The following is a 16153-nucleotide window of genomic DNA, read 5'->3' on the forward strand; positions in this document are numbered from 1 at the left end:
GAGGCTTGGGTCAAGCCACTGCCTTTTGAGGCATGCTTGTTCGGTTGATATCGGTGTTTGGAAAGAACTCGGCCCACACATGCCAGAACATGCCGGGTCTGAGGTTTTCAACTCGCTTGAGCTGTCCATTGGGAGTGCGACCGAAGAAATCAATTTCGGTAACAGGCGCACCGGTGTCATTGTACCAGACGCCCAGGCTCTCGAACCCGGGATCCCAGGCGATGACGAGCGCCTTCCCGCCGACGAGCGTATTGATGATGTTTCCGTTTGCGACCACGAAGTCGTCAGTCCAGCAAACGGCATCACCGTTGATCTCTACACCCCAAACATACGTCTTGTTGTGGAGCCGGTTGTCCGACCGGCTCATGTTGTCCATGATCGGCGCGGCAACACGGTGCTGGCGTGAGATTTCCGAAGAAAACAGCGTCTCGATAGCCTTGTCGAACAGGAACAGGACTGGATTCGATGAGGGTTTGTTCAAGAAAACCGTCCCGTCGGGATACGCTTTCCTGAAACCTCTAAATGTCATCCGGAAGGTAGGCCAGGGTTTCATGGCAAGGCCGGGTTTGACGGGACAGGCAGCTCTGCCAGGAGATTGCTCGGCATCCTTGTCACGGAACCCGTAAATCTGCTGGATGGGTTCCCCTGTTCGATTGTCTCGCAGAATCAGATTGTTGCCGTGTTGAGCCAGAACTTCCAGTTCCAGTTTCTCACCTTCGATTTCCGGCGAATAACCGATACCCAGATTGGCCATCGCACAATAGGTCATGATGACATTTTCGCCGTCCAGCCCCTCGCTGTTTCCTGCCAGGTGCGGCCGCAAGATCTCAGCGTCCGGATGAGCCCGGGCAACGCCGTTGTTTTCAAGAACGAGAACCTGACTGGAGGGACTGACCCACTGCTCAGCTTCGGAAATTGGAAAATAGTGCGCGGTGTCTTTCTGGTTTCTGAGCCCCACATGGACCCAAACGTAAGGAAACCCATACAGCAGTCCCGCGAGAAGTATTGCAACCAACCACACCCAGAAAGCTCCGCCCCCCAGAGCAAAATGAGCAAACGTCATGACGGCCGCGCCACCGAGCCCGATAGCGATCAGACGATATTCATTGCGGATGAATCTCAGCATGTTCTCGCGTTTGACACGCAAGACCATCTGGCTGACGTCGCCAAGGTCACGAAAATAGAGAAAACCAATCCCGAGAGAAACCACAAGACCTATGACAAACAGCAAGAGGCCTAACATGCAAAGTCCCCCTTAACTGGTCGAAACTAATAGGCTTCCTCCCCATTCTTCCCTAACGTAAGAAAATAATCCACCCTTGGGTAAAAATTGCATTGATACTCATGAAATGCTCGCTGGTCTCGCCGCCATCCGTTTCCGGTCGAAAGCCCCTCCTGAAGTAAAGCCCGACCCTTGAAGATGCTGATCCCTCATATTGGAGCTTCCATCGATCCACCGACGCGTTTTTCCGGAAAATGATCCAGCATTGAGTATCTGGTCGCCGGTACCTGCCCTATAACGATCTCCCTTGAACCGACCTGGTCTGGCAACACGCCCGGGATGACTTTGACTGAGAAGCCTGACTGTTCAAGTTGTTTGAAGTGCTCGCGTTCAGTGCCAAGACATCCGGATTTGAGCCAAACGACATGCTTTCCCTGCTGCACCTCGGACAATACCCTTTTGTTGACCTCCAAGCGCGAAACTCCTGACCGACAACTGTTCGTTTCAACTGGAATGCGTCGCGCTTCTCTACGCGCCAGTTCCAAAATCTCTTCGCTTACCGACTGGTCGAAAAGAATAACATCCGCCGATTGCAATGCTCTGACAGCTTTCAGCGTGAGAAGGTCCGCATCACCATCTCCTGTACCAACAAGAGTGACATGACCGGCGCGGGGCGCTTTGGTTTTGGCAAGCAAGGAAGAGGCAAACTCGTCCACATCAGTTGACCGGGCCAATTCACCCGACAAAGCGCGATCCGAAAACATTTCCCAGAAAAGCCGTCGTTCCTGACCTGCCCTCAGACGCTTCATGACGGTGTGCCTTATCCGCCCAGCCAAATCCGCCCAACGTTTCAGACCACGAGGTAGAAGGGCTTCTATTCGGCGGCGGATGGCCTGGCCGAGAATTGGCGCTGCTCCATTTGTCGAAATTCCGATGACCACAGGTGAGCGGTTGACGATGGAGCCGAACTGAAAGTCACAATGAGCAGGCTTGTCGATCACATTGACAGGCACCCCCGCGGCACGGGCCGCTTCCCAGATTGCCAGTGCCTCGTCATCATCGTTTGCATCCGCGACGACGAGGCTGGCATCGGAAAAACAATTCTTCACCCATACTTTCTTATGAAGAATGAACCGCCCCCTGACGCCCCGAGCTGCCACCAGTTCTTCAAACGACAGAGAAAGTTTGGACGCAAAAACATGCACTTCCGCACCGCTGGCGGCTAGCAGTTCGGCTTTCCAGGCAGCTGCTTCCGTGCCACCGATCACAACCACTTTGCGTCCTTCCAGCGGGAAGAACAGCGGTAGGCATGCAAGCGCTCCGATGCGTTTGGCGTGTCGATGCCCCTTTGGGTCAGCCTGTTCTTGCAAGGTCTTCGCCATGGAAAGCCTCCTGGACACAATTGTCGAGCAATTCCTGAATTTCAGACCGGCATGAGCCGCAGTTGGTTCCAGCCCTCAGGCAAGCTCCAATTTCCTTCACCGTTCCGGCTCCCTGTCGCGCGGCTGCCATGATCTGATTGCAGCCGATTTGGAAACAGGAACAGACAGTCGCGCCCGGATCAGGTCGGTCTGCTGGCGCCCGGCCGGCCAGAACCAGATACCTTTGCTGTTTTGACAGGGAAGTTTCGGACAGGAGACCGCAGGACCATTGCCTGGACACTTCAACCGGACCTTTTGCGAAAAAGAACGCAGCTTGCAAGGCACCATCCGACCACTGAGCCATTCTGCTCCAACCGGCTGCAGTGTCCTCCACCCTCAGGAAATCGCCCGGCACTCCCATGATACCCGCAGCAACCTTTTGAAAATCCGCATTGCTTTGCGCAGCAAACTCCAGCCGAAATCCACCTTCAACCGGCGCCAAAGCCCAGTAGTCCATCGAGAGATTTTGAGGCCGCTCCTTCAGAATCGCGAACCCGAACCAGTCCATAGCAATTTTTCGGATCGAGACAGGCGTGAATTTGGATCCAGGCTGCCCCGAGTGAGGGTCCGTTTCGGGAGCAACCACGGCATCGATCCGGGCACATGAGGCAAACTGATGTGTCCAGTGCATCGGAACATAGATATTGCCTTTGCGCACACGGTCAGTGACCAGTGCGCGAACGACCGCCTTGCCGTAGGGACTTTTCACTTCGACAACATCGGTTGCCGAGATACCATGCGCCGCGGCATCGTCCGGGTGGACTTCCACGAACGGTTCCGCAACATGGGACATCAACCGGGCAGCTTTGCCGCTGCGTGTCATGGTGTGCCATTGGTCGCGAACGCGACCGGTGTTCAGTATAAAAGGATAGTTCCGCTCCCGCTTTCGCGGTGCCAGATAGGCAACGGGAATGAACTGCCCCTTTCGCCCTTCTGTGAAGAAGTTGCCATTTGCAAAGAACCGCGTTTGCTCCGGAGAAGCTTCAGCCCGTTGCGGCCATTGAAATGGCTTCATCTCACCAAAGACCGTATCGGAAACGCTCTGGTACGCCCCAATATCGAAGTCCCGGGAGCCGCCATTTCTGTACCCTGAGAGTGCAGCATGTTCGCGAAAAATCGCCGCCGGGCCAGAAAACGAAAACGCTTCCTCGTGCCCCATTCGCCTGCCGACTTCCACAAGCTGCCACCAGTCGGGTCGAACGTCTCCGGGGTAATCGAGAAATTTCCGTTGGCGGGAAATGCGCCGTTCAGAATTGGTGACAGTACCGTCCTTTTCACCCCAGGCGGCGGAAGGAAGGAGAACATCTGCATACGGTACTGTATCCGCTGACTTCGTAACTTCGGAGACCACGACGAACGGACACACACCCAACGCCTCTGCGACACCATCTGCATCCGGCAGACTGTCAACCGGGCTCGTCGCCATAATCCAGAGCGCCTTGATCTTGCCCGCCTTGACCGACTGAAAGAGATCCACGGCCTTCAGGCCGGGCCTGTCCGCAATCACCGGGCTTTGCCAAAATTCCTTGACGACCTCGCGGTGATGGGGGTTTTCCAGAGCCATATGGCCCGCGAGCATGTTCGCCAGACCACCAACCTCACGCCCACCCATCGCATTTGGTTGCCCGGTAACTGAAAACGGGCCCATGCCTGGCTTGCCGATCCTGCCGGTTGCCAGATGGGTGTTGATGATGGCGTTGACCTTGTCGGTTCCAACAACGGACTGATTGACGCCCTGACTGTAGACGGTCACCGTTTTGTCCGTACGTGCAACCATTTTGTAGAACAATGCAATGTCCCGGCGTGAAAGCCCGGTCTTTTCGGAAATCAGACCGATTTCACACGGCCCAGCTTCCTGAATCGCTTTCTCAAAACCTTCTGTGAAACTTTTGATATAATTGCGGTCCAGAACATCTGCCTCTGCCAGAAACGCAAGCAACCCGTTGAACAAGGCAACATCCGTGTCCGGCTTCAGCGCCAGATGCAGATCGGCAAGGGCGCAGGTTGCTGTATGGCGTGGATCGATCACGACGATCCGCATGGCCGGATTGGCTGCCTTGGCTGCTTCCAGACGTTGAAACAGCACCGGATGACACCACGCCAGATTGGACCCGACAAGGACAACCAGCTCCGCCAGTTCCAGGTCTTCATAAGTTCCGGGAACAGTGTCGGACCCGAATGCCCGGCGATGCCCTGCGACAGACGAAGCCATGCACAGGCGTGAATTGGTATCGATGTTGGCGGAACCGATGAAACCCTTCATCAGTTTGTTGGCAACGTAATAGTCCTCGGTCAGGATCTGGCCGGAAACATAAAATGCAACACTGTCCGGACCGTGCTCTTCAATTGCGAGCGAGAATTTTTCCGCGACAAGATCAAGTGCGCTGTTCCAATCACGCCTTTTGCCATCAACTTCAGGAAACAGCAGCCGGTCGTCGAGCGAGAGCGTGTCTCCAAGTGCCGAGCCTTTCGAGCACAGGCGCCCGAGATTTGCCGGATGATCCGGGTCTCCCTTGATCGAAACGCTGCCATCGGGCTGCGGGGTTGCAACCACTCCGCAGCCGACACCGCAATATGGACAAGTGGTTTTGACCGATTTTGTCTGCTTCTCGGCGGTCACCCTGCCCTCCATGTTGTTTCTCTCCAGACCCGGGTGAGCCAATTACGCTCCGGGTAGCTTGATGGGTTCATGTTGAAGACCGGCTTCCTATCCGCCGCGCCGCGCCAGATCGTCGGCGGCAAGCAACACCTTGCCGTCCTCAACCCTTGCTGCAGTAACTGCTACCGAGCCCTCATCGGCCCCCTTGGCGAGACCTGTTGCCAGGTCGAAAACCCAATTGTGCAAGGGACACGTGACCGACGTTCCATGAACAATGCCCTGGCTGAGCGGTCCGCCCTTGTGCGGGCACCTGTCATCGATGGCATAGACATCGTCATCAACTGTCCGGAAGACCGCGATGCAACCTGCAGCCGTCTTTACCACCCGGGCACCTTCGCGCGGTATTTCGGACAGGTTCCCAATGGCGACCCAGTTTCTGGTTTCCGCGTTCATTCGGCTGCCTCCGCTTGCAACACTGCCATGGGCTTGAATTCGTGCTTGTCTTTGCCTGAAACCCGTTCTGACCACGGGTCCACCTGCGCAAACTTCTGGGAAAAGACGAACCGGTCGAAATAGGCCTTGCGCTTGTCGGCATCGTCCATGATCTGGCTTCTGATCTCGTCACATCCGATGCGTTTGGCCCACTTGTAGATCCGCTCCAGATAATGCCCCTGCTCCCGGTACATCTGGGTCAGCGCCACAACATGCTCCAGCGCCTCTTCGTCGGTTTTCACAAGCCCGAGAATTTCCGTTCCCTTGATGTCGAGACCGGCCGCACCCGCAAAGTGGATCTCGTAGCCGCTGTCGACGCAGATGATCCCAATGTCCTTGCAGGTTGCCTCGGCACAGTTTCGCGGACAGCCAGAGACGGCCAGCTTCAGCTTGGCAGGCGTCCATGAGCCCCACATGAACTTCTCAAGCGTGACACCGAGGCCAGTTGAATCCTGCGTTCCGAAGCGACACCAGTCAGAGCCGACGCAGGTCTTCACGGTGCGAAGCCCCTTGGCATAGGCCTGCCCGGACACAAATCCGGCCTCGCCAAGATCAGCCCAGACCGCTGGCAGGTCTTCCTTTTTGATGCCGAGCATGTCGATGCGCTGGCCGCCCGTGCATTTGACCGCCGGAATGTTGAACTTGTCGACAACGTCGGCGATCGCCCGCAATTCCTTTGATGAAGTCATGCCACCCCACATACGCGGCACCACCGAGTATGTTCCGTCCTTCTGGATGTTGGCGTGGACACGCTCGTTGATGAACCGCGACTGGTAGTCGTCGGCATATTCGTCCGGCCAGTCGGAAACCAGGTAGTAGTTGAGTGCCGGCCGGCACTTGGCACACCCGCCGGAAGTGGACCATTCAAGCTCCTGCATGACCGCCGGGATGGTCTTCAGTTCCTTGGATTTGATCAGCCTGCGAACTTCGTCGTGACCAAGCGGCGTACAGCCGCACATGGGCGTGACAGCAGCCGGATTATAGGCATCGCCAAGCGTCACCTGCATGAGCTGTTCGACAAGCCCGGAGCAGGTACCGCAGGACGCCGACGCCTTGGTATGCGCTCGCACATCGTCCAGCGTGTTCAACCCCTTGTCCTTGATCGCAGTAACGATATTTCCTTTGCAAACGCCGTTGCAGCCGCAGATTTCCGCATCATCCGGCAAGGCTGCAACGGCCGCCGTAGGGTCCAGGGGGGCGCCCCCCTGATACGCCTGGCCGAAGATCAGTGTCTCCCGCATTTCGGAGACATCCGCCCCCTTTTTGAGCATGTCGAAGAACCAGGGACCGTCCGAGGTCTCCCCGTAAAGGACAGCCCCGATGATCTTGTTGTCCTTCAGCACCAGGCGCTTGTAGACACCCGCCGAGGCATCCCGCAGAACGATTTCCTCACGGTCGTCACCCTCGGCGAAATCACCAGCCGAATAGAGGTCGACGCCGGTCACCTTCAGCTTGGTCGCGGTCACTGATCCCGAGTATTCAGCAGCACCATCCAGCAGGTTATCGGCAATGACCTCGGCCATCTCGTAAAGCGGCGCCACAAGGCCATAACACATGTCACGATGTTCAGCGCATTCGCCCAGCGCGAAGATATCCTTGTCGCTGGTGCGCATGTCATCACCGACGAGAATGCCCCGATTGATCTCCAGGCCCACCGACTTCGCCAAATCGGCAGACGGGCGGATACCGACAGCCATGACAACAATGCTGGCCTCGATCTCTGTGCCGTCTTTCAGCCGGATCGCCTTGACCCTGCCCCTACCGTCATCAACAATTTCATGACTGTTGGCCTCGGTCAGAACGTTTATGCCGCGGCTCTCGAATTCTTCTTTCAACAGGAAACCGGCAGCCGGATCGAGCTGTCGCTCCATCAGGGTCGGCATGAGGTGGAGAACAGTGACCTCCATGCCCTGCATTTTCAGTCCTGCGGCTGCTTCGAGACCCAGCAGACCGCCGCCGATGACAACGGCGCGTCCGCCTCTCCGAGCGGCTTCCAACATGCGGTCGACGTCATCCAGGTCTCGATAGGTAAGAACACCGTCCAGGTCCTTGCCCGGCAGTGGAATGATGAAGGGACTGGACCCTGTAGCGATCACCAGCTTGTCGTAGGAAGCGGAAATGCCGTTTTCCGAGGTGACCGTTTTGCTATCCCGGTCAATCTTGCTGATACGAGCCGCCTTGTGCAACGTGACATCATTTTCCGCATACCAGTCGTCGCCATGCGTGATGATGTCTTCGTAGGTTTTCTCGCCGGACAGAACCGGAGACAGCATCAGGCGATTGTAGTTCACCCGCGGTTCGGCGTTGAAGATGGTGACGTCATAGACGTCTTTATCCTTGTCGAACAGGTATTCCAGCATCCGCCCGGGAGCCATACCATTGCCGACGATTACCAGTTTTTTCTTGGTCATATTATCCCTCACGGCTTCATTCGGCGGCTTCTATCGCGGCCTTCTGCCGGACCATTCGGGCAGCCCGTTTCGCCTGGATGGATTTCAACTGTTCTTCGCTCGGATCCGCACCACCCTCATAGGCTTCCAGGAAGTCAAGAAGCTCCTCGCGATAGGCGTAGTAATCCGGGTGCGCCAGCAGCTCCTTGCGTGAACGCGGACGCGGAAGATCCACTTCCATGATGTTGCCGATCCGGGCATTCGGCCCGTTGGACATCATCACCACCCGGTCAGCGAGCAAGATGGCTTCATCGACGTCGTGGGTCACACAGATCGCGGTCACCTGCGTTCGCTTCCAGACGTCCATGAGAACGTCCTGAAGTTCCCAGCGGGTCAGACTGTCGAGCATGCCGAAAGGCTCATCCAGCAGCAGCAGTTTCGGCGAAAGAGCGAAGGCCCTTGCGATTCCGACACGCTGTTTCATGCCGTTGGAAAGGTCAGCAGCCGCCTTCTGCATGGCATCTGCCAGGCCGACCTTGGAAAGGTAATACTCGATGACGTCGCGCTTCTCGGCTTTCGAGGCATCCGGATAGACCTTGTCGACACCCAGTTCGACATTTTCGTAGGCCGTCAGCCAGGGCATCAGGCTCGGTGCCTGAAACACCACAGCTCTGTCCGGCCCGGCCTGAGTGACATGGGTACCATCCAGTACAATCGCCCCTTGCGTGATCGGATTGAGCCCGGCCACCATGGAAAGCACCGTTGATTTACCGCAGCCGGAATGTCCAATCAGGGTGATGAACTCACCCTTCTTCATCTTCAGCTCGAAACCGTCGACAACGGTCAAAGGCCCCTTGGGTGTGGGGTAGACTTTCTTGAGCTGTGAAAACTCCAGATAGCGGTCCTGATGCCCCCCTTCGGACGCACGCTCATAGGCAGCAGGCAGCTTGTCGACACCCTTCGGCCTTTGGGTGATCGGTACGATGTTCGGCAATACGATGTCCCGCTCCAGATCCGCTCCACGCTCAGCCCCGGCTTCCATCAGGAATTCGGTCACTTCCGCGCGCAACTGGATAAACGCTTCGTCGTGGTTGAGTTCACCTCGGTCCCGCGGGCGTTTGAACGGCACCTTGAATTCAGGTCCGAGCGTTGCCGGTGTTCCCGGTTTCAGCGGAATGATCCGGTCTGCCAAGAGAATGGCTTCGTCCACATCGTTGGTGATGAGAACGATGGTCTTCTTTTCTTCCTCGCAGATGGCTGCAAACTCGTCCTGAAGCTTGGACCTGGTCAGTGCATCCAGCGCCGAAAGCGGCTCATCCAGAAGCAGCAGCTCGGGCTGCATCGCAAGTGCCCGCGCCACGGCAACACGCTGGCGCATGCCGCCGGATAGCTCCGCCGGCTTGCGGTCCTTCGCGTGCCCCAGTCCGACCATCTCGATGTATTTGTCGCAGATCGCCTTGCGCTCAGTCGCACTCTTTTTCTTGAAGACACTGTCGACTGCAAGCGCCACGTTGCCGGCAACCGACAGCCAAGGCATCAGCGAATAGGACTGAAAGACGACGCCACGATCCGGGCTCGGTCCGTCAATCTCCTTGCCCTTGAAGATCACCCCGCCCTGATCCGGCTCGATCAGCCCAGCCAGCAGCGAAATGAGAGTGGTCTTGCCCGTACCGGAGAAGCCGACAATCGCAATGAACTCGCCTTCATCCACCTTGAGACTGATATCTTCCAAAACGTCAGTCCGGGCAGCACCTTCACCGTAGGATTTCGACAGGGCCGAAATTTCAAGAAATGACATGGTCCTTCACTCCTTAGCGATTTGCGGAGAAAGTGAAGGCGCGCTGCAACGCATACATCAGCCGGTCCAGCATGAAGCCGATGATGCCGATGGTCAGAACAGCAACCATGATTTTTGCAAGCGATTGGGAAGATCCATTCTGGAACTCATCCCAGACGAACTTGCCGAGACCGGGGTTCTGCGCCAGCATTTCAGCGGCGATCAGCACCATCCAGCCAACACCCAGCGATAGCCGCAGTCCGGTGAAGATCAGTGGCAAGGAAGACGGCAGCACCAGTTTGGTGACAGTCTTCCAGGTCGGCAGCTGAAGAACGCGGCCGACATTCATCAGATCCTTGTCCACCGAGGCAACGCCCAGCGCCGTGTTGATCAGGGTCGGCCACATGGAACAGAGCGTTACGGTCACGGCCGAGATCAGCAGCGACTTGGAAAGCCAGTCAACCGGGTTTGCATAAGTTGCCGAGACGATCATGGTCACGATCGGCAACCAGGCGAGCGGCGACACCGGTTTGAAAATCTGGATCAATGGATTGATTGCGCCGTTGAACGTTCGAGACAGTCCCGAAGCAATACCAAGTGGAACCGCGATGATCGTCGCGATCAGAAAACCAAGACCAACGGTCTTTAGGGACGTGCCGATCTGGTCGATATAAGTCGGCTTTCCCGTATAGGTGCGCCACTTGATCTTGTCGGTCTTGCCTTCGGCTTCGAATTTGGCGTTGCGGATGTCCTGACGTTCATAGAAGGCATCGGCTTTTTTGCGTTCACGAACATGATCGTCCCACAGATTGATCGCTTGCGACCAAACCTGCACCGGTCCTGGCACAGCGCCAAGGGAGGTTTGCACCTGAGGCGCCAATGCCCCCCAGAGCACGAGAAACGCCACGATGCCCAATAGTGGGATCACAAGCACACGCTTGAGCTCGCCAAGCTGCTCCTTCGGATTGTCACCCGCTGCCATCTTCAGAAGCGGCACGGTCCAGGACAGGCCAAGGGCGTCCAGCCAGCCGGCAGCCTTGTTTATTCGTGTGAAGAGCTTTTCCCGGCGCGCGGCGCGGGCAAGATCCTGACCGCCTGCGGTATCGGCATTGGCCATTTTGTGCGTCCTTGTCTCGTGTAGTCGGTATTCAAGTTCTTTTGGAAAAAGAGAGCGGCGCAGGTTTCGAACGCCGCTCCAGTTTGGGGCCGTTATCCTCCCACGACCTCGTTTCCATCGACGACCTGCTTGCCCTTCAACCCGATTGGAAGGCTGTCGATATAGGCATTTGGCTGTTTGCCGTCGTAAGGAATGCCGTCAATGATGTCGGTGGCGGGTGTCGGAGCGCGGTAACCGTCGGAATCCCAGGGAAAGTCTTCCTTGGAGACATGGCCTTCCTCGACCAGCATCTCGGCAGCTTTCAGGTAAATATCCGGGCGATAGACGGACTTTGCGACCTCGTCGTACCAGCTGTCCGGCTTGTGCTCCGAGATCTGACCCCAGCGACGCATCTGTGTCAGGTACCAGACGGCGTCGGAGTAGTAGGGGTAAGTCGCGAAGTAGCGATAGAAGACGTTGAAATCCGGAACATCGCGCTTGTCGCCCTTCTCATATTCAAAGGTGCCAGTCATGGAATTGGCGATCACTTCCGCATCCGCACCGACATATTCCGAACGTGAAAGGATCTCGACGGCTTCCATGCGGTTGGCATTGTCATTCTCGTCAAGCCACTTGGCTGCGCGGATCAGAGCCTTGGTGAGAGCAAGCGTGGTGTTCGGGTAGGTCTCAGTGAATTCCTGGGTCAGGCCGAAGACCTTCTCCGGGTTGTTCTTCCAGATTTCGTAGTCGGTGATGACCGGCACGCCGATGCCCTTGAAAACCGCCTGCTGGTTCCACGGTTCACCAACGCAATAGCCGTAGATCGTGCCTGCTTCGAGCGTTGCAGGCATTTGCGGCGGCGGCGTCACGGACAAAAGCGCATCGGCCTGAATCTGGCCGGAAATGTCCGCGTCCGAATAAAATCCCGGGTGAATGTCACCGGATGCCAGCCAGTAGCGCAGTTCGTAGTTGTGCGTGGAGACCGGGAACACCATGCCCATGTTGAAGGGCTTGCCCTCGTCTATGAACTGGTCAACCACCGGCTTAAGCGCGGTTGCCTTGATCGGATGGACAGGCTTGCCGTCATCCTGCATCTCCAGATGCGGCTTCATCATTTCCCAGATGTCGTTGGAAACGGTAATACCGTTGCCGTTCAGATCCATGGAGAATGGAGTAACGATATGCGCCTTGGTCCCAAAGCCGATGGTTGCTGCGAGCGGCTGACCGGCGAGCATGTGCGCACCATCCAGTTCACCCGTTATGACGCGATCGAGCAGAACCTTCCAGTTGGCTTGCGGTTCCAGCGTCACAAACAGCCCTTCTTCCTCGAAGTACCCGAGTTCGTAGGCGACCGCGAGCGGCGCCATGTCCGTCAACTTGATGAACCCGAAGGTGAGTTCGTCCTTCTCCACGTCCAGCGTTTCGGCAAATGCGCTGTTTGAAGGCACCAGTGCCGAGGCTGCCATCAAGGCGCCAAGCGCAAGCCGGTGACTGATTTTCCTTGGTTTTGCCATTGTCACGTCCTGTTCCCTCTTCTGTTCCCCGCATTTCCCGCGAGGCAGAGTTCAAACAAAAAGCCGCCGACTGGCCCTGCACGCGTGGGAGGAGGAAGCATGCAAGTCAGATCGGCGGCTTTGCCTGTGCGCCCTGCAGTGGACGCCTTGTAATTTGGGCCAACGTTGGCCACGGAACTTTAAAAGCAGGAAGCGTGCCAACTTCGAAAAATCGAATTTATTCGTTTAATTTCAGAGACATAAAAAAGAAAACGTCATCCCCGTCATTTCAGGAACTGCATGTTTAATCGGCTAATACAAAAGGCAATTGATCTTTTTTTGTGCAGCGCAACGAAATGACTTCAAACTGAGCATCACTCGAAGTGACAAGCGAAAGCTAAGTTTCGACACCATCAAACAACCGAACGTCACGCTTGTTGTTCGGGAGCGGCAAGTTCAGCGCATCACTGTAAATATCAGGAGAGAAAATTTCCTGCGCAAGCATGAGAGCTTCGTCGGAAGGGTCAACCTGCCCCCACCGCACCATCTGATCGTAAAACCATTTGCCGTGAGCCACTGAGGGCATCGCTTTCACGCGCCCGGCAAAGGAAAGGAAGTCGGGCACCAAATTCTCGGCCTCCCTTCCGAACTTCATGCGTCCCGTAAGCGCAGGAAGGCATGATTGCGCTGGTACATCCAAATATTCCCTTTTGGAAAGAAGCTCTGCCAGCTCGATCGAGTTATCCGGCAGCGCACACCAGTCGGCCGCCGCCGACAAAGCTCTGAGAAGACTGGATAACAACTCGGGATTTTCATTGGCCCAAGCTTTGCTTACACCAAGAACTTTTTCCGGACTGTCGGGCCAGATCGCCTGTTTGTAGGTGACGATCCGGCCGGTGCCTGCCAGCACCGCCGCTGTATTCCAGGGTTCACCAACGCAATAGCCGTCCAACTGTTCAGCCGCGAGCGCATCGGCCATCAAACGCGGTGCCAGAACCGTGATTTCAACATCGCGATCAGGATCTATCCCGGCTGCAGCCAGCCAATAGCGCAGTTCATAGGCATGCCCGGAAAACGGATGCACCACACCAAAATGCAGCGGCGGTTTTCCGGAAACTCGGCGGGCACTTATGACCGATGCCAGCGCCTTACCTGTTGAAACAGGATCACCACCAATACCGGCTCCTTCCGTTTTCATCTCCATCCAGAGTGAGCGGGCAACGGTGATCGCGTTTCCGCCAAGGCCAAGCAACATTGGCGCCAGCATCGGAACCGCGAGACTCGTCAGGTTCAGGCTGGCGGCAATCGGCATTGGGGCCAACATGTGCGCAACGTCGAAATGACCAACCGCGATCCTGTCCCGGATATTGGCCCAGGAAGTCTCACGCACGAGCTTCAGTGCAACTCCCTCCTGCTCGGCAAAGCCCTTCTCACATGCCACAGCAAGCACGGCACAATCGAGAAGAGGAATAAAGCCGGCGATAACCTGAGTTGTCTGACTAGCCATTTATCTCCACTTTCCGAACCAACACAGTATCCATGGCTTTTCAGTCTCCCAGCAGTCCGCTGGCGATCAGCAGGCTCTGCGCGACATCAATGATCTTCCTGTTCTGACTCATGGCCGTACGCCTCAGGAGATTGTAAGCTTCCTGCTCCGAAAGTGCCTTGGATCTCATGAGAATGCCCTTGGCCTTGTCGATGACCTTTCGGTCTGCAAGCTCGGTTCGAGCATCCTCCAGCTCCTGGGCGAGTTTCGAAAACGCTCGGAACCGGCTGATCGCCATTTCCAGGATCGGCTTCACCCTCTCCCGCTTCAGACCGTCAACAACATAGGCAGAGACCCCAGCATCGACTGCTGCCTCGATAGAATGACTGTCAGCGCTGTCGACAAACATCGCAATTGGTCGGTGAACCGCGCGAGAAACCTGAAACATATGCTCAAGACAGTCTCGATTTGGATTTTCAAGGTCAATGACGATCACATCCGGATTGACGTCGGCGATGCGTCTGACAAGCCCTTCCATCAGGTGCACGAGAATGACTTTCTCATGCCCGGCATCGCGCAACCCTTGCTCGATGATCGAAGCGCGCATCCGGTTTTCATCTATGACAAGTATGGTCAGCCCACCGCTCATGCCTCTATTATGCGCAAGGCTATTTTTTACGCAACAAATTTGCTGCAGCGCAGCAAGGCAATCTCCACAGGCAGGGACAAAAGCAACACCAAAAGCCCGGGAAGCAAATTTCGCAAGCCTGATCTGATGCGATTCAATCGCACAAGACCCAACACTCCCACAAACATTGGCAGGCGCCGTAACGACAACCCGGCATCGACGCACCACCCCCCGATCAGTCAGCAATACCATCGAGCCGAAGAATAAGCTTGAGAGCGCCTTAATCGCATACGATGCAACGGAGCCGGGACAGCTCCCCATTCAATTACGTGGATGCATATCCTTTTAATCTCGGCATTTTCCGCGCACCAGAAATAATATCGCACTCGATAAAATCGCGATTTAACTCAACTTGCCTAGCCGGATATCTTGGATCATCCAACGAGTTCAGAATGTCACCTGATACGAAGAGTTTTCGCTAACCGGACAACATAAGTGACGCTTGAGCACTCGTCACGATCGCGAGAACAGAATTCAAAGCGAAGATCATCGTGACTTACGGACGGTGGAGAACCAGCCCCAAAGAACATGTGTCCGCCACTTGGCAGAAACATTTTTCTTGCCCAATAATGAAGTGTGTTTCCAAATTGAAATCAATTTCCGCTGCACCTCAAAACAGCTGGCAACCAGATACAACAGATCGTCGGTATGAGATTTTTGAAACCTTTTCACCACTCCAATCAACCGGCTTTGCTGCTCGCAATCCTCGCACTGACGGCAACGCTCATTGTCGCGACGCCACCTTGGCAGGCAGCTGTTGCAGAAACTGAGTTGAAGGTTATCGACAGCACGGAATTTCCCTGGCACTCCATTGGACGCGTAAACTTCGCCGGCTACCGAACCACTTCAATGTGCAGCGGAACACTCGTTGCACCGAAAATTGTGCTCACCGCCGCACATTGCCTCTACAACGCCAAGAAGAAGAAACACCTGCCAACCGATGAACTGCTTTTCATCGCTGGTGTCCGGCGGGACGAATATGCCGCCAGACTGGAGGCTGATTGCATCCTGACACCGGAAGATTATGCCCCCCAGGGACGCATCAAGATCCAGGACATTCGCAACGATTTCGGCATCATAGTGCTGAAGGAGGAGAGCACACTTGCCCCTGTTCCTCCTTTGGAGCTGGAGGATCTGGCGCTGTTTAACAAGACCACTCGCTTTCAGTCGGTTGGTTACAGGCGAAGCCGCAGCTTCCTGCCGACGGTAGTCCCATCGTGCAAGATACTGGGCGTTGCCCAGAACAGCTGGGTTACCGATTGCCCGACAGAAAGCGGAGCATCCGGCGGCCCCTTCCTCCTGAAGACACCGGAAGGACTGCGTGTTGCAGGTCTGACTTCGGCTAAGATCGATGACCAGCGCTCGGTCATCGTTCCCTTTCTGGAGTGGCGAGACTTCCTGGAAAACGCCACTTGCCCTTCTGGCGGAACCCAGTCGCAATAAACCGGCTTCTCTTTCGACGAACGGCCGCAACAAGGCGCGGGAAGTT

11 protein-coding genes are annotated in these 16153 nt (G+C 56.0%); 1 reads left to right on the top strand and 10 read right to left on the bottom strand.

The window, feature by feature from the left end:
- Window positions 1–10 precede the first annotated feature (10 nt).
- The 10 genes from ABLO27_RS13855 to ABLO27_RS13900 form a co-directional block, all read right to left on the bottom strand.
- Window positions 11–1243: a DUF3179 domain-containing (seleno)protein gene (locus ABLO27_RS13855; protein ID WP_353033536.1), complete on the bottom strand. Its 1233-nt coding sequence runs from the start codon at window positions 1241–1243 to the stop codon at window positions 11–13.
- Between the two features lie 188 nt (window positions 1244–1431).
- Complete coding sequence (locus ABLO27_RS13860; RefSeq protein ID WP_353033537.1) at window positions 1432–2604, bottom strand: siroheme synthase; 1173 nt, start codon at window positions 2602–2604, stop codon at window positions 1432–1434.
- Window positions 2576–5263 (bottom strand): nitrate reductase, encoded by a 2688-nt coding sequence (locus ABLO27_RS13865; protein WP_353033538.1) that lies wholly within the window; start codon window positions 5261–5263, stop codon window positions 2576–2578. Before ABLO27_RS13865 ends, ABLO27_RS13860 begins: the two co-directional genes overlap by 29 nt.
- A gap of 87 nt (window positions 5264–5350) precedes the next feature.
- Window positions 5351–5695, bottom strand: coding sequence for a nitrite reductase small subunit NirD (gene nirD, locus ABLO27_RS13870; protein WP_353033539.1), 345 nt, complete (start codon window positions 5693–5695; stop codon window positions 5351–5353).
- Complete coding sequence (nirB, locus tag ABLO27_RS13875) at window positions 5692–8145, bottom strand: nitrite reductase large subunit NirB (RefSeq protein WP_353033540.1); 2454 nt, start codon at window positions 8143–8145, stop codon at window positions 5692–5694. The genes nirD and nirB overlap by 4 nt, the downstream gene beginning before the upstream one ends.
- 16 nt (window positions 8146–8161) lie before the next feature.
- Window positions 8162–9922 carry an ABC transporter ATP-binding protein gene (locus tag ABLO27_RS13880; RefSeq protein WP_353033541.1) on the bottom strand — a complete coding sequence of 587 codons (1761 nt, stop codon included), beginning with the start codon at window positions 9920–9922 and terminating at the stop codon, window positions 8162–8164.
- Window positions 9923–9935: 13 nt separating this feature from the next.
- The gene (locus tag ABLO27_RS13885) at window positions 9936–11018 is read right to left on the bottom strand and encodes an ABC transporter permease (RefSeq protein WP_353033542.1); all 1083 of its coding nucleotides are present in this window, start codon (window positions 11016–11018) and stop codon (window positions 9936–9938) included.
- A gap of 92 nt (window positions 11019–11110) precedes the next feature.
- A complete protein-coding gene (locus tag ABLO27_RS13890) occupies window positions 11111–12511 on the bottom strand; it encodes a CmpA/NrtA family ABC transporter substrate-binding protein (protein WP_353033543.1) in 1401 nt (466 codons plus the stop codon).
- Window positions 12512–12887: 376 nt separating this feature from the next.
- Window positions 12888–13997: a CmpA/NrtA family ABC transporter substrate-binding protein gene (locus tag ABLO27_RS13895; RefSeq protein ID WP_353033544.1), complete on the bottom strand. Its 1110-nt coding sequence runs from the start codon at window positions 13995–13997 to the stop codon at window positions 12888–12890.
- Window positions 13998–14037: 40 nt separating this feature from the next.
- Window positions 14038–14625, bottom strand: coding sequence for an ANTAR domain-containing response regulator (locus ABLO27_RS13900; RefSeq protein ID WP_353033545.1), 588 nt, complete (start codon window positions 14623–14625; stop codon window positions 14038–14040).
- Window positions 14626–15312: 687 nt separating this feature from the next.
- Here ABLO27_RS13900 and ABLO27_RS13905 point away from each other — a divergent pair.
- Entirely contained in the window at window positions 15313–16107 is a 795-nt protein-coding gene (locus ABLO27_RS13905) for a trypsin-like serine peptidase (protein WP_353033546.1), read from the top strand.
- Window positions 16108–16153: the final 46 nt, after the last annotated feature.

Source organism: Roseibium sp. SCP15 (genome assembly GCF_040329435.1).
Lineage (GTDB): Bacteria > Pseudomonadota > Alphaproteobacteria > Rhizobiales > Stappiaceae > Roseibium.